The sequence below is a fragment of the Armatimonadota bacterium genome, assembly GCA_013314775.1.
GTDB lineage: Bacteria > Armatimonadota > Zipacnadia > Zipacnadales > JABUFB01 > JABUFB01.
The window spans coordinates 338,346-360,503 of the sequence record JABUFB010000002.1; the positions used below are offsets into that span (position 1 = coordinate 338,346).

Consider the following 22,158-nt stretch of genomic DNA (forward strand, 5'->3'; position numbering starts at 1 on the left):
AAAGGTTCAACGCGACCGCAGGAGGAACCTGCATGGCCGAAGGATGAGACAGCGCATGTCATGGTGCTGGAATGGTCTGTGATCGCCTGGACCGAAGGTCCGCCAACTGGTTCATCGGCCTCGCCGGTCTTCTGCTGGTGCTGCCGGCCTGCGGCGAGGACATCCTGATCGCCGACTTCGAAGGCGAAGATTACGGCAACTGGGTGGTGACCGGTGAGGCCTTCGGTCCCGGGCCGGCGAAGGGCACTCTATCCGGCCAGATGCACGTCTCCGGTTACGAGGGCCGCTCGCTGGTGAACACGTTTTTCAAAGGCGACGGTACGGTGGGCACTCTCACTTCACCGGAGATCACGATCCAGCGCCCCTTCATCTGCTTCCTGATCGGCGGCGGCAGACACCCCGGCAAAGCCTGCATGAACCTGCTGGTGGATGGACGGATCGCCCGCACCGCGACGGGCCCCAATGACAGGCCGGGCGGCACCGAGCGACTGCGCTGGTCCTGCTGGGATGTGCGGGAGTTCATGGGGAAGCAGGCTGTGATCGAGATCGTGGACAGCGCGCGGGGCACCTGGGGACATATCAATGTGGATCAAATTATCCAGACGGAGGAAGCGATCGTGTCTGAGCAGACCCGAGAAATGACCTTCGAGAGGCGGTACCTGAACCTCCCGGTGAAGAACGGCGCGCCGAAACAACAGGTGTCGCTCTCCATTGATGGCGCCGTAGTCCGAGAGTTCGAAATCGAACTTGCCCAGGGCGAACCGGACTTCTGGGTGTTCCTGGACCTCGCACCATTCCAGGGCAAGACCGGGACGCTCAGACTCTTGGACAAGCCGCGCGACTCCGTGGGGCTCGAGGCCGTGACCCAGGATGATGAGATCCGGGGCGCGGAGGACATGTACCGAGAACGCTACCGGCCGCAGTTCCACTTCACCTCACGGCGCGGCTGGAACAACGACCCCAATGGCCTCGTGTACTTCGATGGCGAATACCATCTTTTCTACCAGCATAACCCCTATGGTTGGGGCTGGGGCAACATGCACTGGGGCCATGCGGTGAGCCCGGACCTGGTGCACTGGCGCGAGGTGGGCATCGCCATCTACCCCCGCTGCTACGGCGACTGGGTTTTTTCGGGCAGCGCGGCCATTGACTGGGAGAATACGTCGGGGTTCGGTGACGGGACCGTGCCGCCGATGATCGCCGCATATACCAGCACCGGGCGCGGGGAAGCTATCGCTTACAGCATTGATCGCGGTCGGACCTTCACCGACTACCAGGGCAACCCGGTGGTAAAGCACCGCGGGCGCGACCCGAAGATCATCCGGCACGAGGCATCCGGGCAGTGGGTCATGGCGGTCTATGACGAGCAGCCGGTGGAGGGGAAGGATGAGCCCGCCCGGTGCATCGCCTTCTATACATCCCCGGACCTGAAAGACTGGACTTTCCAGAGCCGCATCGAGGGCTTCTACGAATGTCCGGAGCTATTCGAGATCGCGGTGGACGGCGACCCGAAAAACACCCGCTGGGTGGCTTACGGGGCCAGTGGAGAGTACGCGGTCGGGCAGTTCGACGGCCGCGAGTTCACCGTCACCGACGGCAAGCACCGGTTCAACTTCGGCAACTGTTTCTACGCCTCTCAGACCTTCAATGACATCCCGGCGGAAGATGGCCGCCGCATCCAGATCGCCTGGGGCACAATGTCCACACCGGGCATGCCCTTCAACCAGCTCATGATGTTCCCGGTGGAACTGACGCTGCGCAGCACAGATGAGGGCTTGCGGCTATTCGCCAACCCGGTCCGGGAGATCGAGGCAATCCGCGGGAAGAGCCACCGTTTCGCGGACCTTGACCTGCGCGAGGAGAACCCGCTGGAGGAAATCAGCGGCGACCTGTTCGACATTGAGCTTGTGATCGATCCGGGTGATGCGCGCGAGATCGGCATGCTCATCCGGGGCGTTCCGGTTGCGTATGACTGCGGCAAGTCGGAACTGCACTGCCGGGGCGCCGCGGGGAAGCTGGAGCAGCAAGACGGAGCCATCAAGCTGCGAGCGCTGGTAGATCGGACAACGACTGAGTTGTTCGGGAACGACGGGGCGCTCTATATGCCCATCGGGGTCATCCCGCCCGACAACCAGCACGGGCTCGCGGTCTACTCCATGGGCGGCACCGCACGGATCCGGTCTCTGGAAGTCCATGAGCTCAAATCGATCTGGGATTGATCGCGCGCGTCGTGAAAGACTCTGCGGTGAGCCCAGGGATGAAGACATTAGCCGGCGGTCATGGCTTCCGGGGCCGGCTATCCGCAGACGAAGTGTCCAATCCGTGGCAGCAGCGCCCCCCGGACACGCCGGCGAAGGCGGCGCTAGCGGGCCACCGACGGGACCGCAAAGATGTGCAGTCTCCGGGCCTGGGGCATGGCGCCCACACCGCCCGTACTGGCGTCCCGGCTCGGAATAACTCTGGAGATTGACGATGATCATTCTGACGCTGATCCTTTTGCCGCTCACGTGCATATCGGTTTCCGCGCAGCCGTCGCTCTGGTTCACAAAGGCAGACCTGGCCTCCCTGCGCGCCCGGGTGGAGTCTGACCCGCACCGAGACCGCTGGAATGCCATTCTCTCGCAGGCCCGGGGCTACTGCACTCCTGGCGGGTCTTTTGCGGACCCGGAATCGATCGATAAGGACGCGGGCGACCCAAAACGTCCCCAGGTGCTGGGGCACTACTTCGGCCGGAAGCTCACCGACTGGACGGAGAGCATCGGGTTCGCTTACCAGTTGACGGGCGACGAGGCGCTGGGCAGGCACGGGGCGGCGATTATGGAAGCCGCCTGCCGCCTTATTCCGGTGACACACCCGGGCGTCGCGCAATCCTTCGCCGGAGCCAGAGGAGACATCGCCCACGGTCTCGCGGTGGGCTATGACTGGTTGGGCGAAGCGCTGAGCCCGGAACAAAAGGCCCTCTGGGCGGACACTGCAGCGGGGTATGTGGAGAACATCCTGGCGGAGGCCCACAAGGATGGCACGTGGTGGGTTCCGCATCACAATTTCGTGGGCGTCGCGGTCGGGGCCGCCGGCTGCCTGGCCCTGCAGTTGCGCGCATACCGGCCTGAACAAGCGCAGGGCTGGGTGGACGACTGCGCCGAACTCATCTCGCGCTGGCTGGACCAGGGCTTCGACGATCAGGGCGCGTACTTCGAGGGCACACTATACGCGGTCTATGGCCTGAGCAATGCCACGCTGTTTGCCGACGCACTGCTGCGGAGTGGCGGCCCTGATCTATTCCCGCACCCAAAGCTCAAGCGCGTGTCCCACTACCTGGCGATGTCCCTCCTGCCCGGAGAGAGGGTCTTCGATGCCCGGAATGACGCGAACTACGCAGGCCTGAGCGATCCTGTGATCCTGCGCCTCGCCGGTGCCCATGACGACGGGCTGGCCCGCTGGCTGTGGGAGTACTGCGGTGGCGGGAACTCGCCCTTTGCGGTGATCTGGGACAACGAGGTCGAGCCGCTGACGCCCGCGCAGGCAGGAGAGCCGCCGGCAGAGCACTTCCTCGGGCGCGGGCTCTGCGTGTTCCGCACAGGCTGGGATAAGGACGACGTGATGTTCGCCATCGAGGCCGGACCGTACTACAAGGTGACCCACAACCAGGCGGACAAGGGGCATATTACCTTGTACGGTCTCGGTGAACGCTGGGCCATCGATTCCGGCTACGGGAACAATCGCCAACCGGGTGGGCGTGACCAGACGGTGGCCCACAACTGCGTGCTCATCGACGGCGAGGGGCAAGCAATCTCCGGCGCCGGGGCGGGCACCAACGGGAAGATCGTGGCCTACTCGAACAGTGCCGAGTTCGGGTACGCACTGGCCGACGCAACCGAGGCCTACAACCGCAACAATCACGGCCAGCCCGGCGCCACGGTGGAGCACGCCCTGCGCCATGCGCTCTTCATTCGTCCCGGTCACGGCGCGCCGGCGTACTCAGTGGTCTTCGATGACATCGTGAAAGACGATGCAGCGCACGAGTTCACATGGCTGCTGCACTCCGGGCCGAACATTGATGTCAAGCTGCGGGAATCCGGCGCGCTGCTGGTGCCCTTATCCGCGTCGGGCGATGGCTTCGTGGAGACCCCGGCTGCTGAGGCCGGGCGCGGGCATGTGACGTGGGAGTTCGAGGTGAAGCAGGGGGGCGAGTACGCCGTCTGGGCACGGGTGCGCGCGGCTGGTGAGGAGGCGGGCAAGTCGGACTCCTTTCTCGTGAGTGTGGACGGTGGCGCGCCGGTGGACTGGCACATGCCCAGCGCGCGCGACTGGACCTGGGGCCGCGTCAGCAAAGGCATCCGGTTCGAGAAGGTGACTTACACCCTCAATCCGGGCACGCACAGCCTGCGGTTCGCGACCCGCGAGCCCGGCGCGCAGGTAGACCGGATCATCGTCACCGCTGCGTCTCGCGAGGCCCTGACACTGGAGCAACTGGATTCCGAGATCGGATTCGAGGCTGAGAGTGGGGACGTCGTGGCGCCGATGCGGGTGGTGAATGTCGGCGGCGAGACTGACCAGCCGCGCATGGTCCTGGCGATCAGTGGGGACGGCCCGGCCAGGTTGGACCGCGACTTGTACGAGAGCCACCCGCGGCTCAAGGCGTCAGTGACTGCGGTCAACCCGGGGTTCGCGGCCGTGCTGGCGCCCCTGCCGGGGGGGACGCTGGAACCGGAGATCGAGTTCGCGCGCCCGGATGGCGCAGTGATTGTCACCGTGCGCTGGCCGGGGCGCGAGGACACGATCACCTGGGACGGGCAGGGCACTGAATCGCCTTCGGTCAGTCTGCGCCCGCGCTGATCAGATCTCGTGCGCCGTTTCGAGGAACGCTGCTACATTGGCCGGCGGAATGTCTGGTAGGATCGCCTCGTGGCTGGGAGAGATAATCAGCCCGGTGGGAAAGATCGAGCGCAGCTCGCGCACCTTCGCGCGCACTTGTTCGGGCGTCCCGCGCACCAGGAGATACTGGGAGTCCACCCCGCCGCAGAAGGACACGCGATCGCCGAACTCCTGCATCAGGCTCGCGGGGTCCATGCCGGTCGCCAGCGCCTGGATGGGGTGAATCACATCCGCCCCCGCCTCGATGAGGTCGCCGATGATGGGTCGTATCGCCCCGCAGGAATGGTGGAACACGACTAGTCCGTGCTCTTTCGCCTGGGCGATGAGCCGGCGGGTTCCGGGTATCACGAACTCGCGGATGAGTTCGGGGGCCAGCAGGAGTCCGGTCTGGCAGCCAAAGTCATTGCCGATGAGAACTGCGTGCAGGGCTCCCTCAGTGGCCTCGTAGAAGATGCCGTTGGCCTGCAGGTAGAAGTCGGTGATGCGGTCGATCACCGCGCGGAAGACGTCCGGCGTGTCATACATCGCCATGAGCGCGTTCTCCATGCCGAAAGCCGCGCAGGCGTCCTGGAAATGGGCAGACCAGATCACCCCCAGCACCGCGCGCTCCGGCGGCGTCGCGGCCACGGCGCGGCGACACTCCTCCGGGTCGATATAGAGCGATGGGTCCGGCCAGTCGAACTCCTCCACACATGCCGGATCAGTCTGTCCCGCGAAGAACCCCGCGCTGGTTAGGGTCCGGTGGTCCAGGTCTACGGGGCCCTGGTGGGCGAAGTCGAAGGCCGCATAGATGGCGTCGCTGGTGGGGGAGTGATACGGCAGTTCCACCGGGGCGATGTCGTCACCGGTAATCTCGGTGAGTTCCCGGGCATCCGCGGCGCCAAAATACGCCAGCAATGCGGGCCAAGCATCGGGAACAGGCAGCCCGAGCCAGGTGCAGGGCCGATCCACCGGCTCCCGCCGAACGGTTGCGTAGAAGCGGTCAATGTGGTTCATGCTTGCCCTCCTGCCTCGGCGGAAGATGCCTGGCGCTGGATGGTTACTTTCCCGCTCACCTCCAGCGCCCCCTGCATTCGAGACAGCGAATCTTGCCATGCCTCCCCGTCGTTTCCAGCAGTCCGTCAAGGCAGACGATGCGTGCTTCGTGCTCGCCGGGTGCAAGGGTATCCGTTCCCAGCCGCAACAGGCCGTCGGGCCGGCACCCGCCGCGCCGGAAGCTCCCCGCAGACGGGTCGGGGCCTGCCGGGCCGACAGGGAAGAACGGCCAGGTCACACACCGGGTCAGTGGCCCGTTACGCGGTGCAGGATCTCGCAGGCTTCCGCAACACGCTCCCTCATGGCGCCGCACAGGGGCACGGTGTCGCGGAAGATCAGTTCCACGAAGTTGTCGCGGGTGAGCGCCATGGTTTCCGTCAGGTCGCGTTCAAACTCCCGGGCGTCGAAGGTTGGGCCACACAGCTTCATAGGGTGGGGCTTGCGCGACAGAACCACGGACTTGCCGGCCTGCTCCGCGATAGACGCGACATCGCACCAGGGGGAGACGGTGACCTTACGGATGCTGCGGAAATTGCGCAGGGACGGCCAGAAATGGTGGGTGGGCTCGCAGCAGCCGTAGTTGATGAACCCGTAGCGATCGCCGATCCGGCGCTGGTAGGGGTGGATGAACTCGGCGTACATGTCGGGGGAAATCCCCGCGGCTTCCTGGGCTTCGACGAACCCCCAGGTGTCGCTCACGCGCAGCTTCTCGCCGGGCCCGATCGCGCGCCGAGGTAGTTCATCGGTGTAGACACAACTGCCCGAACCGCAGTCCATTTCCCGGCTATTGCTGGTGATGAGCCCCTCCTGCTCGAGCCAATCCAGATAGCGTTCGGCCTCGCTGGTCAGGAAGTCGAAGAACGCATGGACATTCTCGGGCTGGTCCACCATCGCAAGATAGAAGTCGTCCATACCGATGAGCAGTACACCGGCTTGGGCCACCGCGCCGCCGGGGTACGCAGCCTGGAAGCAGACGGTCTCCACGGGCAGGATGTCTCCGAAAAGCTCCGTCGCCATCTCCGCGCGCTGCTGTGTGCTTTCGCGGTCCAGGCGGTACTCGCTTGGCACCAGCTTGTGCATGGAGTTCGCGAGGTCGGCCAGCGGGGTGTTGGTTTCGTAACCCAGTTCCAGCCCGCGGGAATCTTTCACGCGGCGGTACTGCAAATCGGGGCAGTTGGGGGTGCGCCAGGCGGAGACATGCACCGCGAAGGAACGCGGGAACACCCGGTCGTCGTCGATCAGCCGGAAGTTGGTGATCGCTCTGAGCATCTGGGCCTCGCAACTGCGCTCGAACTCGCCCTCGCATTCCAGCGGCGGGGTGAGATCGGAAAAGAACGTGCCGTTGTCCTCGATCTGGAAGGGTACGGTGCGCTCTTCGAGCCGATTGCTCAGGCGCCAGCGTTCGCGCCGAGCGTTCATCTCGTCACTGTTGACGATCTCTGAGTACTCGGCGGCCAGTCGGCGCAGGCGTGCGCGGTCGGAAGGGGTGCTCATGCGGGTCTCCCGATTGAGGTGTGCTGTCAGCGCACGGCGATACTGATCTCAGCCGCTGAGATGCCTTCGGCGCTTGCGGCAAGGGTGATCTCGCCGGGCTCGTTGCCGGCCTTCACGACCACGAGTGCCCGCCCACGCCAGGCCTTGCGCTGCGGCTGCTGGAAGCTCTCTATGCTCTGCGGATTGCTGTTGGCCACGGCCACGATGCTCCCCGGCCCTGTGATGCTGAAACTCAGCAAGTTTTCGGCGTTCGCGCACAGGATTCCCCGGTGGTCCAGGACTTCCACCTCGATGAAAGACAGGTCTTGCCCGTCGGCGTCCAAGGTCGTACGGTCGGGGATCAGGCGGATGGATGCCGGTTCTCCGGCGGTCTCCAGGGCCCAGCGGGCCAACTCGGCGCCGTTTCTGTCCAGCCCGACGGCGACGAGTTCGCCCGGCTCGTACGGAATCTCGTAGACCGCCTCGAAGCGGGTGTCACGATTGGTCTCGCGGGTGCCCAGGTCCTGGCCGTTGAGGAGCAGGCGAACCTGCGGGCAGGAGGAATAGACCCGGACGGTCATGCTCTCGCCCTCGTGACCGGGCCACGTCCAGGAAGGCCATTCGTTGTGCCAGCCCCAGCCGAAGACCACTTCGGTGCGTCCTTCGGGAACCGGCGTCGCGACGAAGCACGCCACCTTGCCCGGTCTGCCGAAGACGATCTCGCGGTAGAACGACTGGGGCCGGCGGAACCCGCAGATATCGAGGTCCCCGCAATTCGCGGCAGTCCAAGGCCACTTGGCATAGTGGTTCTCATCGCCCTCGAAGTGGGTGTGACCAAGCGCTACCTCACCCAGATAGTCGAAGGAAGTCCAGACGAAGTCGCCGATGACCCAGGAGTTGTCGATGGTGGCGATCCATGATTCGAAGCACTGTTTCGGGAAGGACTCGGTGCCCGCCATCACCCGACTGGGGACGCGCTCGTGGTCGGGCGCGTACTTCTCCCACTTGTAGTTGTAGCCGCACAGGTCCAGGTGGGCGAAAAGCGGGTCCAGTTTCTCCCAGGGATCGGTGCCCGGGTGCGCGCCGATTGCCACCGGGCGCGTGGGGTCCGTCTTCCGCACGTGCTCGGCCATCATCTCTGCGATACGCGGGCCCTCCTCCACCCCCGACGACTGCTCCACCACTTCATTGCCGATGCTCCAGGCGAACACGCAGGGGTGGTTGCGGTCCCGCAGGATCATGGCGTCCATGTCTGCGCGCCACCAGTCGTCGTAGAAACGGTGGTAATCCTCGGGGTTTTTCTCTATCTGCCAGCAGTCGAAGGCCTCGTCTATCACCAGCATCCCAATTCTGTCGCAGGCGTCCAGGAACCGGGGCGACGGAGGATTGTGGGCGGTGCGGATGGCATTGAAGCCGGCGGCCTTGAGGAGTTCCACGCGGCGCTCTTCGGCGCGGTCATAAGCGCATGCGCCCAGCGGGCCATTGTCGTGATGCACGCAGCCGCCCCGGAGCTTCATGGGCTGCCCGTTGAGGACGAACCCGTTCTCGGCATCGAGAGTGAAGGTGCGGATTCCGAAAGGCGTCTCCACGCGGTCGATGACTTCGCCGCCCACGCTCAGAGTCGTGATCAACTTGTACAGGGCAGGCGAGTCCGGGGACCAGAGCTGAGGCCGGGCGACCTTGAGGTCCTGGCTGAGATCGCGCCGCTCCCCGGCCATGAGACCGGCCTGGGATGTGGATTCGGCGACGAGGCTCCCACTCGGATCGAGCACCTGCAGGTTCACCGCAACCGCGGCTTCGGCGTCGGTCTCATTGCAGACGGTGATGGTCGCGTTTACATCGGCGCTGTTGGCGTCGGCCTGCGGCGTGGCCACCGCGATGCCCCACTGGGCAACGTGGATCGGTGCGGTGGAAATGAGCCAGACGTGGCGGTAGATGCCTGAGCCGGCATACCAGCGACTGGTCTTGCCTGACGAGTCCATTCGCAAGGCAAGGACGTTCGGACCGTCCCAGTTCAGGTGCGGGGTGAGGTCGAAGTGAAAGGACGTATACCCGTAGGGGTGCTTGCCAAGGCTCACTCCGTTGAGCCAGACCTCGGAGTCCATGTACACGCCGTCGAAAAGGATGCTGACCTGCTTCCCGTGCCACTGCTGTGGGATGTCCAGATCCAGCCGATACCAGCCCACCCCGCCCACGGTGTACCCGACAGCCCCTCCGCCCACGCTGCTGGAGACGAAGGGACCGCTGCGCTCGGCATCTCCGGTGTCTTCGGTCTCGGGAAGGTCCTCGATGCTCCAGTCATGGGGTACGCTCACCTCGCGCCACGAGGCGTCATTGAAGGCCGGTTCCTGCGCTCCGGGAACGTCGCCGCGGTGGAATCGCCAGCGGCTTCCCAGGCGCGTGCAAGTGCGAGGTGAACCTTCGCCTGCGGCAATCGCGAACAGTGTGATAGCGGCCAAAGCAGCGAGGCTGATCCATGCAAGCATTGAAGACCCTCCCGGGTGTGGTCAATATTGCGCAAGTTCGGCGGGCACTACTCCACTGCCTTGAGCACGAGGCCGCGCAGGTTCATGGCCCGTTCTTTCTTGATCTTCGGGACCATGACTTTCAGCGTGTTGTCACCGCGCTTCAGGCGCACCAGAACCGCTTTCTTGCGCTTGAACTCGCCGCCAGTTGCGCTGGTCTTGCATACCTGACGCCTGGATTCGTCGCCCACCTGCATGTTGCCGGCCCCGAAAACCAGACCGTTGGGAGCGATTAGCGGCACTTCCTTGCCGTTCACGATGAACTCCACTTCGCTGCCGCCCTGGCCCTCATCGACCGCGTACTCCAGCCAGACCTGGTAGTTGCCCGGCTTGGGGACCTTGAAGCTCCACTCCACGCTGTCGCGGGGGTTGATCCAATTGCCGGCGTGGATGATGCCGTCCTGGGCCTCGTACCGGATGCGCATACCGTGTGGGCCGTCCAGCAGACCGTACAGGACCGGCAGTTCGAGAGTGCCCTTCGCGTCCGGCTTCAGGACAACCGGCGTCACCTGCGGCGGGCCATCGAGTTCCACCACGAACACACTTGCCGCCTTGTCCGGGGCTTTCTTGGGCAGGTCAAAGACCCAGTCCTTGCCGTCGCGGGTGAAGGGGATCGCGGGCTTGTCATCCTGCAGCAGGTATGCAGCCTTCACCTCGTTGGCCAGTCCGGGCAGGCGCGCCTGGAGATCGCCTGGCCATTCGAAGACATGGACGTAAAGCCTGTCGCCCTTGGTGGTCACGCGGCCGTAGAAGGGCAGGAGATTGAAGGGGCTGGCGGTGGTGTCGTAGATGGCCTCGGAATACTTGTCCATCCACTTGCCGATGGCCTCGAGTCGGGTTACGAACTCCTTCTGGATGGTCCCGTCGGGCTTCGGGCCGATGTTCAGCAGCAGGTTTCCGCCCTTGGAAACGATATCCACCAGCATCCGGATCAGGAACTCGTTGGTCTTGAAGACCTTCTCGTGCTTGTCGTAGCCCCACCAGTGGGAGGTCATGGTGATGCAGGCTTCCCACAGGGCCGGGTTGCCGTCTTCGTCGAAGATACCGGTGGGAGGAATGCGTTGCTCGGGGGTTATCAGGTCTTCCTTTGTGAAGTGCCGGTCGTTGATGAGGATGTCCGGCTTGAGCTTCCGGGCCATGGCGTTGGTCTCGACGCCCCCGAGTTCCTCGGGCTTGTTCATCCAGCCGCCGTCGTACCAGAGCACGAAGGGCGCGGGGCGGTACTCGGTCAAGAGCTGCTCGATGTGCTCGCGCATGTATTTGATGTAATTCATGACGTCGTGGCCTTCGGCCGGGCGCGCTTCGACCTCCCAATCGAGGCGCGGCAGATAGTCGTCATGGTGCCAGTCCATGATGGAGTAGTAGAAGCCCACCCGGACGTCCCGGGCTTCGAAGGCCTCGGTCAGTTCGGCGATGACGTCCTTGCCGTATGGGGTGTTGGTGACCTTCCAGTCGGTGTTGTGGGCGTCAAACATGCAGAAGCCGTCGTGATGCTTTGTGGTCACCACCATATACTTCATCCCCGCGCGCTTCGCCAGATCCGCCCACTCGCCCGGGTCGAACTTGGTGGGGTTGAACTTCGGCGGCAGCTTGGCGTATTCGTCCTGCGGGATCTTGTCAACGGTTCGGATCCATTCGCCCTTGCCGAGGACGGCATAGACGCCCCAGTGGATGAACATGCCGAACTTGGCCTTGCTGAACCATTCGCGCGTCTTCTCACGCGGCGTCTTCTTCGGTGCACGAGGGGCGCTTGCCTTTGCCATGGCTGGTCTTTCCTCCCAGTGTGTTCGGAAAACGTGGCGGGTTGTCCCGCAGGGCGAGAGTTTTCCCCTGCCGGACGCAAACACCTCCACCGGCTGTGGGAGGTATGGCCTGATTGGCCGCGAAAACTGCGCCGAACACCAAGAGCAACGCACTGCACATCAATCCCGCTTCATCAAGGAGACCCGACCGATGGACGTGTCCGCGATGCTCGCAGCCGCTCTGCTGATCCTCATCATCGCCAATCTCACCGAGTCCAGCGAAGCCGCCGAGGAGATCAGGTGGTACGACCTCACTGAACTCGGCGTGGAGGGCAAAGGCTGGACCGATACTGAAGCTTACTATGACCGCCTTCCCGCGAAAGCAAAGGGCGTTGTGCGCGATCCGGTCTGGAGCCTGAGCAAGAACTCGGCGGGTCTGTGCGCCCGGTTCAGGACCAACGCCCGGGTGATATACGTGCGTTGGTCCGTAGCTTCGCCGAACCTCGGGATGAACCACATGCCGCCCACTGGGATGAGCGGTGTGGACCTCTATGCCAATGACCCGACTGCCACCGACCCGCGCCTGCGCTGGCGCTGGATCGGCACCGGCAGGCCTGAGAAACAGAACGATAACGAGCAGGCGCTGGCGACGGGGATCCCGGAAGGCACCCGCGAATACATCCTGAATCTGCCCCTGTACAATGGCACGGTGAAGGCCGAGATCGGCGTCCCGGTGTCGGCGATGCTGGAGACGGCCGTACGAACAGGCGACGCGAACAAGCCGATTGTCTTCTACGGGACATCCATCACTCAGGGCGGGTGCGCGTCGCGGCCGGGAATGGCGTACCCGGCGATCATCGGGCGCTGGCTGGACCGACCCACCATCAACCTGGGGTTCTCGGGCAACGGACAGATGGAGCCGGAAGTCGCGGCGCTTCTTGCGGAACTCGATCCGGCGGCATTCGTCCTGGACGCGCTCCCGAACAATGATGCGGCAGGCGTCACCCAGCGCCTCGAGCCGCTGGTGATGAAGCTTCGCGAGGCCCATCCGGCCACGCCGATCCTGCTGGTGGAAAACATCAGCTACCAGGCGGGCTGGCTGCTTCCCGCGCCGCGTAACTCGTACATGTCCAAGAACAAGGCCCTGCAGGAGGCTTACGCGCGACTGATTGCAGCGGGTGTGTCGGGCCTGCATTATGTGCCCGGGGGGGACCTGCTGGGCGGCGATGCCGAGGCCACCGTTGATGGCACGCACCCCACCGACCTGGGATTCTGGCGGCAAGCGCTGGTACTGGAGCCGGTCCTGCGCGAAGTGCTTCAGGCGCGGTGAACTGGCGGATTTCAGGGGTGCCCATGTATACGCGAGCATTCATGCAGTGCTGGGTCATGGCTACGCTTGCGCTGGCCTCTGCGTTGGCTGACCTGGGCGGGGATGCGCCAATGGTAGACGCCAATTCACCCGTACCGTCGCGGGTCACCCTCTACCCCGCGCCAGCGGGCGAGCCTGCATCCGGGGACTACGCGGTCACGGTGGACGGTCGACCGGTCTTCTGCTACACGTCGTACCGGTTCGACGGGGATTCCGCCGCAACCATCGCCGGGCGTCCGGTTTCGCCGGTGAGCTTCTGCAGCTTCGATCTGTCCGGCGAGGCCGAAGTCACGGTGCGCCTGCTGGCTGGCCTCGAAAGGGCGGGCATCGACACCTCGCGGGTCACCGTGCGGCCACTGGCTCACGGCATCCGGCCCGAAGTGGTTGACGGTGCGTTCTCCTTCCGCGTGTCGAAGCCGTGCCAGTTGACCGTCGAAGCGGGCGATGGGCTGGACCATCCCCTTCATATCTTCGTGAACCCTCCTGAGACTGACGCGCCGGACCCCGACGACCCGAAGGTTCGGTATTTCGGCCCGGGCGTGCATGACGTGGGCGAGACGGATATCGGCGACGCCGAGACGGTGTATGTCGCCGGCGGGGCCATCGTGAACCTGCGGCCTGTGGACCCGAGCACGCTGGGTGAACCACACCGCGTCTACGGTGTCGAGGTCTGGTGGGCGCCGGGCATGTTCAGCAGCAAATGGCGCAAGCAGGTGACCATACGCGGCCGGGGCATTCTCTGCGGGCGCAAGGCTCTGGAGTGCGGCCAGCGGGGACATCTCATCCGCGTACAGGGGATCGACGGACTGGAAATCGAGGGCATCATTATCCGGGAGTCCTCGGTGTGGTCGCTAAACGTCGTGAACTCCAACCGGGTCCACATCGACAACGTGAAAGTCATCGGGCACTACGTGAACAACGATGGCATCGTGATCGGCGGCACCTCTGACGCGCTGGTGGAAAACTGTTTCAGCCACAATGCCGACGACTCGCTGGAAGTCAAGGTCTGGCTCCCGCAGCGCAATGTGGTCTTTCGCAACTGCGTGGTCTGGACCGACGTGGGCGGCTCACTGGGCCTGTGTTGCGAGTGCGGTGCGGACCTGACCAATGTGCTGTACCAGGACTGCACCGTGCTCCATGCCACTTGTGCCTCCACCTCGCGCGGAGCCATCGGCATCGAGCTTGAGGGCGAGGGTTCCGTGCGCGACTTCCGGTTCGAGCGGATCACCATCGAGGATGTGCGCGGCGAGCTGCACGCGCCGATCAAGGTGGTCAACAACTGGGACGACTGGCACATGGGTCTGCCCCACAAGCCGGGCGACCCGTACCAGCAACTCAATCCGCCGGCGCGTGAAAGGCCCCGAGGAGCCATCCGCGACGTGCTGTTCCGGGACGTGCGGGTGCTGCAGGCGCAGAACACCGACGTGGTGGTCATGGCCGACGGCCCCGACAGCCCCATCGAAAACGTCACCTTTGAGAACGTGGAGATCTGCGGCCAGCGCCTTATTCCGGGCGACTCGCGCATCAAGACAAATGAGTGGGTCCGCAACATTGTGGTGAAATAGCGGCCTGCCGGTGCGCATCGATCTGGACACGGTGCGCAGGACTGCGGCGGAACTGCGGGATGCGGTTGCGGCCCAGCTTTGACGGCCGCTACTGGAAGTCCTTGTTGTCCACCAGCTTCCAGGTCTCGCCACCGTCAGGCGACATGATCACTGCTCTGCGCGATCCGAAGTGGTCATTGCGGTAGAACCAGTGAGTAGACCAGTAGTCGTACGAGATGAACAGGCGACCCTGGCGGTCGATGGTCAGGCGGTGGTAGAAGACGCTGTATTCAGAGAACGCCGCCGCCACCAGAATGCGCGGTTCCTCCCAGGGCCGGCCGGGGCGCTTTCTCTGGTAGGCGAGGGTCGCGTAGCTGCTGTTGGGGTACGGTTCGCCCGACCGCCAGAGCCGGAACACCACGTGCAGCGTCCCATCGGGCCCGCACACGAAACCGATGTAGGTTTGGCTCAGGTCATCACCCGCGGACACCGGCTCTATCCAGCCGCCCGAGGCGTCATTGGGCGCCAGTGAGCGCGCGTACTGGAACGGTCGCCCGTGAGTGCCCACGAGCACGTGCAGGTAGCCATCCGCGTCCATGGTGATGCTGGGCGAGTTGTGGATGTCATTAGCGGGCGGACCGTAGCCGATGAGTGCAGGCTCGCCCAGCTTCCCGGTGCTCTTGTCGTAGGTAGCCACATATGTCGGCACGCCCGGCACCTTCTCGTTGGGATCGGTAGCTTCACCCCACGCCACATGGATCTTGTCTCCTCGCGATACCACCGTCGACGGTATCCCCGAGTGGGCTGACAGGCCGATGCATGTGCTGGAAATGCGCACCGGTTCGCCCATCTCAATGCGCCCGTCCACCTTGCGCGGGACGATGAGTTCCAGATCATGCAGTGACCGCCAGATCAGCTTCGGGTCGCTCTGGGTACGGGTGAAACGAACGATGGGCGGGGGGCCATCGGGAATGTTGTTCCCGGTGAACTCTTCGATGTCCCAAGCACCCGTACGGCCGGGAATCTGGGTGGCATCGAATGTCCGGCCACCGTCGGAGGAGTGGAGCAAGACACCGAATCCCCGCCCGCTTCCGAGTATGTAAAGGTCCCCATCGCGGTCGAAAGCCACCTTTGTATTGAGAGGCGAGAGTGACGACCCGGCGAGGGATTCGGGCAGCTCTCCAACTGCCGTGCGCACATCGGTGGTGATCCACTCTCCGTCCCTGATGGTGGCCAGCCCGCTACTGATCCGGGCGAAGGGCCGGTTATCGATGCCGAAATAGAACTGGCTTTCGGTGGGGTAGTCGGGCAGGTAGCCGAACTGCTCGTTCTCGTGCCGGTAGGGCTTGAGCTGGATCGGCATGTCCAGCGCGGACAGTGCCGGCGCCTGGCCCGCCCGGGCGATAAGCGTGGAATATGTGCTGACCGCCTCGCGGCCATCGGGCGTCGCTCGAATGTGGCAGCGCATTTCGGCCGTGCCTTCGGGCAGGTCGAACTCAACCGGGACCGCGGCGCTCTTGCCGGGGCCGAGAGCGACCTCGGACATGCCCAGACGCACGGGCCAGACCTGGCCGGGGAACTCCAGGGATAGGCGGATAGTGCGCTCCTGCCGGGCGCTGTTGCGCACCTGGAATGTGAGCCTGTCTGTGTTGCCCGCGCCCGAGTAGACCGTTCGCTGGTATGGGGTGAGCAGCCACCGGTTGTCCAGCACCGGGAAGTATGACGAGGGATTCGGCGTCCACGAGCACACGTTCTCCCAGGGGTCCGACCTGTCCCAACGCGTCAGGCCATCGGCCTGGATGACGCCCTTGCCAGACGGCAGGTGGAGACGCCACGGCGTGTTTTCGCGGCCGGCCGCGGAGGGGATTGTGCAGCCGGCTTTGCCATCGCCGCCGACTTCGAGAGTCTGCAGCACCGTGCCCGCGCTGTCGATCAGCTGCACCGGGCCTGCATCCGGGGGAACCCCGGCGATCTCGATGGCGAACTCGCCATTGCGCGGCAGGAAGCACACGTCCACGGGCCTTCCGGGGCTCTCCAGAACGATGGGCTCCTGGTGGCGCGCGTCCCGGTGACCCCGAGCGGTCTCCAGCATGTAGCGCGGGCAGTTGGTGCGCATACCCCACACGAAATTGTCACCATAGCGATCCTGGGAGGCCGTGATGTTGAGGGCGTAGATGCCTGCGCGCTCGACGTTGGTCTTCAGCACCACAGAGCCGGCGGGACCCAGGCCGCTGCCCACAGGCCTGCCGTCATCAGGTATGTACTCGGTCTGCAGCACGGTGCGGTCCGGGCCTGCGAGGATCGCCTGAAGCTCGCAGGTAGTCTGTCGCGCATTGCGGTCGCGTTTCACGACTTCGACGATCAGCTCCCCCGGTTCGGCGAGGAGATACGCGCCACCACAGCCACCGATGAGCGGATGGATTTCGGCTTCTTGCATGACTGTCTCCCCGGGGGCAGTCGCCGCAGTATCAGGCTGTGCGCCGGCGATCTGCAGGCTGATTGCGCAAGTGAGCAGAAAAACGGCTCCCGTGAATGGGCGGGACATAAGGGGTCATCCTCTCGACGATGGCCGACAGCCGGCCTTTTTCTTGCGGTTCGTCTCCCGCGCGGCGAGCACTTGCCGGCAGGTGCCTGGCGATGGCGCGTTGGATGAGTCCGCAGGACGAAGGCAGAGCACTGCATAGTGCAACGCAGCGCGGCGACCGGCCACAGCGTTGGCGCAAAGGCGAGCGGGCCTCAACTCCCTCACCGTCTTGCTTGCGATGGCTGTCGCGGATAGTTGCCATACCGAGACCCACCAGTCTTTCGCGGGCGAGTTGAGGCTCACCGGCGTGCTCTTCGCTGACGAAAAGCCGGGCTTCGAGCATGACTGCCGGGGAACCGCAGTTCCCCCAGCACGTGGCAACCGCATACCCGGTGTATGCCAAGTTGCAGAAAGCCAAATGCCGCTCCGGGTCCCTGTCGTCTGCCCTTGCGCGCGTCAGCTGTCGAGGGGTTCATCGGCAAGGCGCTTGATGAACTGGCCGACCGCTTCCGCCCAGGCGCTCCAGCACTTCTCGCCAAGCTCGGCCCGGGCGAGGGACGGGTCGCCGAAAGCGCCGGTCTCGCTGATTTCGTGTGTGCGCCAGGCGAACTCCGGCACCGTCGTGCGCTTCAACTCAGGCCGCACCATGTGGTCGGTCTTGACGAGATGCGGACGGTCCGCAAGGGTTTCCGATGTCTCCCAGCGGCTGGCGTGGATGCCCGGCTGGCCCTCGGAGGGTTCGTCGCGCCAGATCTCGGGCGAGAGCCTGGAGAAGACCGGGTCCCGGTGTCCGAGGAACAGGGCGATACGCACGGGGAATGCTTCGGCGAACTCATGCACGACCTTTTCGATGCCCAATCGCAACGCCGGCTCATTCCCGCCGTGCCCACTGACGACTGCGATCCTGCGGAACCCATGCTTCACGACGCACCGCAGGATGTCGGCGATAGCAAGGACGTAAGTCTCTGGCTGGAAAGAGACTGTCCCGGCAAACCGCATGTGGTGCAGCGCCAGTCCGAAGGGCATTGTGGGCAGGACCAGTACCGGGACGCCGTACTTGTCCCGCGCAGTCCGCGCGCCGTCCAGTGCAAGGCGATCGGCGATGTGGATGTCTGTATCCACCGGCAGCATGGGCCCGTGCTGCTCGGTGGAGCCGAAGGGCGCGACAACGATGGCGCCGTCTCGCGCCGCCTGTGCGACGTCTTCCCACGTGTTCTCGCCCCAGAGCAGGTTCATTGCCTGTCCTCCAACACGCGCTATGGCGACTCACGGCGGAAGTGTTTCCACGCATCCGCAAACAGACCTTGTGCGTGGCAATAAGGAATTACCTGGGCCAGTGGGGAATAGCCACGGGTAAGCCGGTTCAAGTCTCGCCTGTGAGGGATATTGTCATGCATGCCACGATCATCCTCCTGCTGGTGTGTCTGGCTGCGTCGCCGCTCCTGGCACAACCGCAACCCGTTATCGCACTTCCGGCGGGTGACGCGATCACCATTGATGGGAAGCTTGACGATGCCGCCTGGCAGTCCGGAGAGTGGTCCTCGGGATTCACGATGCTGGACAACCCCGCGCAGCTTGCGCCCGTGCAGACTCGGTTCAAAGTCCGGCATGACGCCTCCGACGTCTTCGTCGGCGCTGAGCTTGATGAGCCGCAGATCGCTGATCTGAAGGCGGCGGAGACCAGGCGCGATGGCAAAGTCTGGAGCGACGACTGCCTTGAGGTGATGCTGGACCCAACCGGAGAGCGCGTTGAATACTACCATTTCATGGTCAACTCGCTGGGCACCATTTACGATGCGCAGATGCGCCAGGGCGGCCATGTCCGCAGTCAAGAGTGGGACTGCGGCATTCAGGCGGCGGCCACGTTGGGGGATGGCAAATGGTTCGTGGAAATGCAGATTCCGGTGGTCGAACTTGGCCTCACCGCCGCTTCGAGGGGGGACTGGGCCATCAATGTCACTCGCGCGCGGCGGGGGCCCGGCGAGGAGCTGAGTACGTACTCCCCACTTACCGGCGGGTTCCATCAGCCGTCGCTTTACGCGGCCCTCAAGATGCAGGACGCCGATTTCGGGGCCTTCCTGTGGGAGATCAAGAGCCCGTATGAGGTGAGCATCCAGCCTGACGCGGACGGAAACCTGATGTACAGGGCGAAGACTCATGTGAAGAACGCGGGCTCGCGTTTCCAGTTCATCGTCTTTCGCGGCGTGCTGGGTGCCAGTGCCGGTGAGTGGGTCAAAGACGGCCTTGATGCAGGACAGGACCGCGAGTACGAATTCAGTGTCCCCGTGGCCGCCCAGGGTGAACAAACCTTGCGGCTGGAGCTGGCCGACCGCGAACAGCCCGACAGACTGCTCGCTGTCAGAGCACTGCAGGTGGAGGTGAAGTACAGTCCGATCACGCTGGACATCCTGCGGCCGTGGTACCGGGACTGCATCTTCGCCACCGAGGAACTGAAGCAGATCGTGTTCGATGTGACGCTGGCAATGCCCGAAGAGCAGCTGCAGGGGCTCTTCGTTATCGCGGACCTGGACCTGGCAGACGGCTCCGACGCGCCGGCCGGGATGTCCGCGCCAAGGATCGTGCGCAAGGCGGAACCGAAACTGCGTGTCGAGATGCCGGTGGAGGGCTTGCCGGTTGCGGACTTCGACCTCACGGTGCGACTGGTGGACACGCAGGCGCGCAAAGATCTGCACCGCGCGACCCGGCGCATCCGCAAGCTGCCGCAGGTGGAACACGAATGGCGCATCGATGAGCACAACGTCCTCCTGCACAACGGCGAACCTGTGCTGCCCTTCGGCTGGTTCAGCATCCCGCCTGAAGCCATGGCTGATGAGGGCCACGCATATCAGTTGATGCAGAGCTACAACTCCCAGTACCTGTCGAACGATGCCCTGCGCGAGTTCCTGGATCGCGTCGTCGCAGCGGGGACCCACGCGCTCATCTACCCGTATCCGCGCAGCGGCATGATCAGCCCGTCCTCCGTCTGGGGCGAGCCGCTCAATGATGCTGACGCGGCAGCGCTGGCTGCCAGGGTGTCGGACATCGGCACCCACCCGGGCGTCTTCGCCTGGTACATGGCCGACGAGCCCGAGCTGCGCCCGGCATTGCCCGAACGGTGCCGACGCATCTGGCAAGTGTGTCGTGAAGCCGACCCTTTCCACCCGTGCGTGATGCTCAATGACACCATCGCCGGGATCTTCAAGTACGTGGACGGCGGCGATGTGCTTATGCCCGACCCGTACCCGTGTTTCATCAAAGGCGGGCTCGCAGCCCAGCCCATTGAGAAGACCAGCGAGTTCACAAAAGCCTGCCGGGAGGCGAGTAAAGGCCGCCGGGCGATCTGGCTCACCCCACAGGCTTTCAACTACGGCGACTATGACAAGAAAAACCAGCGCGGACCCAACCTCACGGAACTGCGCAACCAGCTGTATCAGGGCGTGGTCTACGGCGCCAAGGGGTTCTTGTGGTACACATACAGTCATACTGCCAACTACCCGTACCTGGACATCGGAATGCGCTGGCTTTCCTTTGAAGTTGCGGACCTGAAGGATGCGATTCTCGCCGACCCGGCGGATAACATCACGGTGAAGGTAGATGCCGCGCGCCCCGAACATATCCACGTATCGGCACGCCGCGTCGGTGATGACCTGTTCGTTTTCGCGGTGAATACCGCCACCGAAACGCAGGACGCGAAGATAACGCTAACGCCCGCACCCGCAGCGGGGTCACTGCACGTTGTTTCCGAAGGCCGCACCGTTGAGCTCCGGGGCGGCGAGATCGTGGACAGCTTCGGCATCTACGAGACCCACATATACACAACAAACGCAGAAATCGGTGGACGTGAGAGCATCGCTGTACCCAGGGCAGCTATCGCGGAAGCGGACGCCGCCCGGCGCAAGCCTGGCAACCTCGCCTTCGAGGACAACGGCACCACTGTGGAAGTGTCCTCGAGGTCAACTTACGGCTCAACTCCGGACCGCGTGGTGGACGGAGTCATCGGTGGGATGCAGTGGCGGGATGGGACCTCGCGCAAGCTGCCGGACTGGCTGGTGATCCGCTGGCCCGAAGCCCAGACCATCGGCCGAGTGGTGGTGCACGGCGCGGAGATCACCGCACTCGAGGTGCAGGTGCCTGCCGGGGACGATTGGAAGACCGTGGCGCAGTTCACCGGGGACGCGCTGGACACCCTGGAAATCAGCCTGCCCGAGCCCCAGACCGCCGCTGCCCTGCGTGTTCTTGTGACCGGACTGGCCGAAGGCCACGAGTACACCCAGATCTCGGAGGTGGAGGCATATGCGAAGTAGCGCGCTCATTCTCACGGTGATCGGTCTCGTGGCCTGCGTTCCGGTGTTCTGTCAGGAGGGACTGGTGGCGCACTGGCGCATGGACTCCGCAGAAGGAAATGTTGTGGCCGACGCTTCCGGGGCCGGGCACCACGCCGCTTTCTTCTCCAAAGGAGATGTCGCGCCGGTGTTCGTGCCCGGTATGTACGGGAAGGCGGTGAAGCTCGACGAGAAGCTGGAGCAAGGCTTCAATGTGGCTAATTCTGCAGACCTCAACTTTGCGGGCCCCTTCACTGTGATGGCCTGGGTAAAGCCCACGCGCCGCAACGCCACTTTCGAGATCGCCTGCATGAAGGGCGATAAGAGCGGAGAACCGCCATGGCCCGGTTGGCGTTTGCGTTTTTTCTGGGCGCGCGCGGCTTTCCAGGTGGGCACTCCGGACGGCCTTGAGCCCCAGGTCTCTTCAGCAGAGTGGAGCGTGCCCGCCGATCACTGGAGCCACGTTGCCGGGCAGTGGGATGGTGGGCATCTGCGGGTATTCGTGAACGCGGTGGAGAAGGCGCAGACGCAGTTCGCCGGGACCATTGCGCCGCAGCCTGCTTGGCGCGGGCTTGTGCTTGGAAACTACGTGGGCCGCAAGAACGCCTATGCATTCGACGGTCTGATGGACGATGTGCGCATCTACAACCGGGCGCTGACTGAGGACGAGGTGTTTGCGGTGGCGTCTGGAGCCGATCAGTGACCACCTGTGTCCTGCGCCACCAATCCGAACCACGCCTGAGGAGGAC

At 64.2% G+C, this 22,158-nt stretch carries 12 protein-coding genes; 6 read left to right on the forward strand and 6 right to left on the reverse strand.

Features of this window, described 5'->3' with window-relative positions; translation table 11 throughout:
- Window positions 1-71: 71 nt before the first annotated feature.
- Window positions 72-2,219: a GH32 C-terminal domain-containing protein gene (locus HPY44_02760; protein NSW54910.1), complete on the forward strand. Its 2,148-nt coding sequence runs from the start codon at window positions 72-74 to the stop codon at window positions 2,217-2,219.
- 253 nt (window positions 2,220-2,472) lie between these two features.
- Window positions 2,473-4,836 carry a heparinase II/III family protein gene (locus HPY44_02765; GenBank protein ID NSW54911.1) on the forward strand — a complete coding sequence of 788 codons (2,364 nt, stop codon included), beginning with the start codon at window positions 2,473-2,475 and terminating at the stop codon, window positions 4,834-4,836.
- Here HPY44_02765 and HPY44_02770 read toward each other — a convergent pair whose 3' ends face one another.
- The 4 genes from HPY44_02770 to HPY44_02785 all read right to left on the reverse strand — a co-directional run bounded on the left by HPY44_02770 (window position 4,837) and on the right by HPY44_02785 (window position 11,671).
- Window positions 4,837-5,871 (reverse strand): methyltransferase, encoded by a 1,035-nt coding sequence (locus HPY44_02770; GenBank protein ID NSW54912.1) that lies wholly within the window; start codon window positions 5,869-5,871, stop codon window positions 4,837-4,839.
- Between the two features lie 285 nt (window positions 5,872-6,156).
- Window positions 6,157-7,404: a hypothetical protein gene (locus HPY44_02775; protein NSW54913.1), complete on the reverse strand. Its 1,248-nt coding sequence runs from the start codon at window positions 7,402-7,404 to the stop codon at window positions 6,157-6,159.
- A 26-nt stretch (window positions 7,405-7,430) separates the two neighbouring features.
- Window positions 7,431-9,869: a glycoside hydrolase family 2 protein gene (locus HPY44_02780; protein NSW54914.1), complete on the reverse strand. Its 2,439-nt coding sequence runs from the start codon at window positions 9,867-9,869 to the stop codon at window positions 7,431-7,433.
- 47 nt (window positions 9,870-9,916) lie between these two features.
- A complete protein-coding gene (locus tag HPY44_02785) occupies window positions 9,917-11,671 on the reverse strand; it encodes an alpha-L-fucosidase (GenBank protein NSW54915.1) in 1,755 nt (584 codons plus the stop codon).
- A gap of 190 nt (window positions 11,672-11,861) precedes the next feature.
- Between HPY44_02785 and HPY44_02790 the strand changes: the two genes are divergently transcribed.
- Both HPY44_02790 and HPY44_02795 read left to right on the forward strand, forming a co-directional pair.
- A complete protein-coding gene (locus tag HPY44_02790; protein NSW54916.1) occupies window positions 11,862-12,980 on the forward strand; it encodes an SGNH/GDSL hydrolase family protein in 1,119 nt (372 codons plus the stop codon).
- A gap of 23 nt (window positions 12,981-13,003) precedes the next feature.
- Window positions 13,004-14,584 (forward strand): hypothetical protein, encoded by a 1,581-nt coding sequence (locus tag HPY44_02795; GenBank protein NSW54917.1) that lies wholly within the window; start codon window positions 13,004-13,006, stop codon window positions 14,582-14,584.
- 88 nt (window positions 14,585-14,672) lie between these two features.
- Here HPY44_02795 and HPY44_02800 read toward each other — a convergent pair whose 3' ends face one another.
- Both HPY44_02800 and HPY44_02805 read right to left on the reverse strand, forming a co-directional pair.
- Entirely contained in the window at window positions 14,673-17,108 is a 2,436-nt protein-coding gene (locus tag HPY44_02800; protein ID NSW54918.1) for a BNR-4 repeat-containing protein, read from the reverse strand.
- 435 nt (window positions 17,109-17,543) lie between these two features.
- Window positions 17,544-18,323 carry a creatininase family protein gene (locus HPY44_02805; GenBank protein ID NSW54919.1) on the reverse strand — a complete coding sequence of 260 codons (780 nt, stop codon included), beginning with the start codon at window positions 18,321-18,323 and terminating at the stop codon, window positions 17,544-17,546.
- Window positions 18,324-18,478: 155 nt separating this feature from the next.
- Between HPY44_02805 and HPY44_02810 the strand changes: the two genes are divergently transcribed.
- Together HPY44_02810 and HPY44_02815 are read left to right on the forward strand one after the other, a co-directional pair.
- On the forward strand, window positions 18,479-21,391 hold the full coding sequence (locus tag HPY44_02810) for a hypothetical protein (GenBank protein NSW54920.1): 2,913 nt from the start codon (window positions 18,479-18,481) through the stop codon (window positions 21,389-21,391).
- Window positions 21,381-22,112, forward strand: a complete 732-nt coding sequence (locus HPY44_02815) for a LamG domain-containing protein (protein ID NSW54921.1) — start codon at window positions 21,381-21,383, stop codon at window positions 22,110-22,112. The genes HPY44_02810 and HPY44_02815 overlap by 11 nt, the downstream gene beginning before the upstream one ends.
- Window positions 22,113-22,158: the final 46 nt, after the last annotated feature.

Excerpts from the sequence above, each read along its gene's own strand:
- HPY44_02800 (NSW54918.1), bottom strand. The coding sequence starts at position 17,108 with ATGTCCCGCCCATTCACGGGAGCCGTTTTTCTGCTCACTTGCGCAATC.
- HPY44_02815 (NSW54921.1), top strand. The coding sequence starts at position 21,381 with ATGCGAAGTAGCGCGCTCATTCTCACGGTGATCGGTCTCGTGGCCTGC.
- HPY44_02790 (NSW54916.1), top strand. The coding sequence starts at position 11,862 with ATGGACGTGTCCGCGATGCTCGCAGCCGCTCTGCTGATCCTCATCATC.
- HPY44_02795 (NSW54917.1), top strand. The coding sequence starts at position 13,004 with ATGTATACGCGAGCATTCATGCAGTGCTGGGTCATGGCTACGCTTGCG.
- HPY44_02785 (NSW54915.1), bottom strand. The coding sequence starts at position 11,671 with ATGGCAAAGGCAAGCGCCCCTCGTGCACCGAAGAAGACGCCGCGTGAG.
- HPY44_02765 (NSW54911.1), top strand. The coding sequence starts at position 2,473 with ATGATCATTCTGACGCTGATCCTTTTGCCGCTCACGTGCATATCGGTT.
- HPY44_02810 (NSW54920.1), top strand. The coding sequence starts at position 18,479 with ATGCATGCCACGATCATCCTCCTGCTGGTGTGTCTGGCTGCGTCGCCG.
- HPY44_02805 (NSW54919.1), bottom strand. The coding sequence starts at position 18,323 with ATGAACCTGCTCTGGGGCGAGAACACGTGGGAAGACGTCGCACAGGCG.
- HPY44_02780 (NSW54914.1), bottom strand. The coding sequence starts at position 9,869 with ATGCTTGCATGGATCAGCCTCGCTGCTTTGGCCGCTATCACACTGTTC.
- HPY44_02760 (NSW54910.1), top strand. The coding sequence starts at position 72 with ATGGTCTGTGATCGCCTGGACCGAAGGTCCGCCAACTGGTTCATCGGC.
- HPY44_02770 (NSW54912.1), bottom strand. The coding sequence starts at position 5,871 with ATGAACCACATTGACCGCTTCTACGCAACCGTTCGGCGGGAGCCGGTG.
- HPY44_02775 (NSW54913.1), bottom strand. The coding sequence starts at position 7,404 with ATGAGCACCCCTTCCGACCGCGCACGCCTGCGCCGACTGGCCGCCGAG.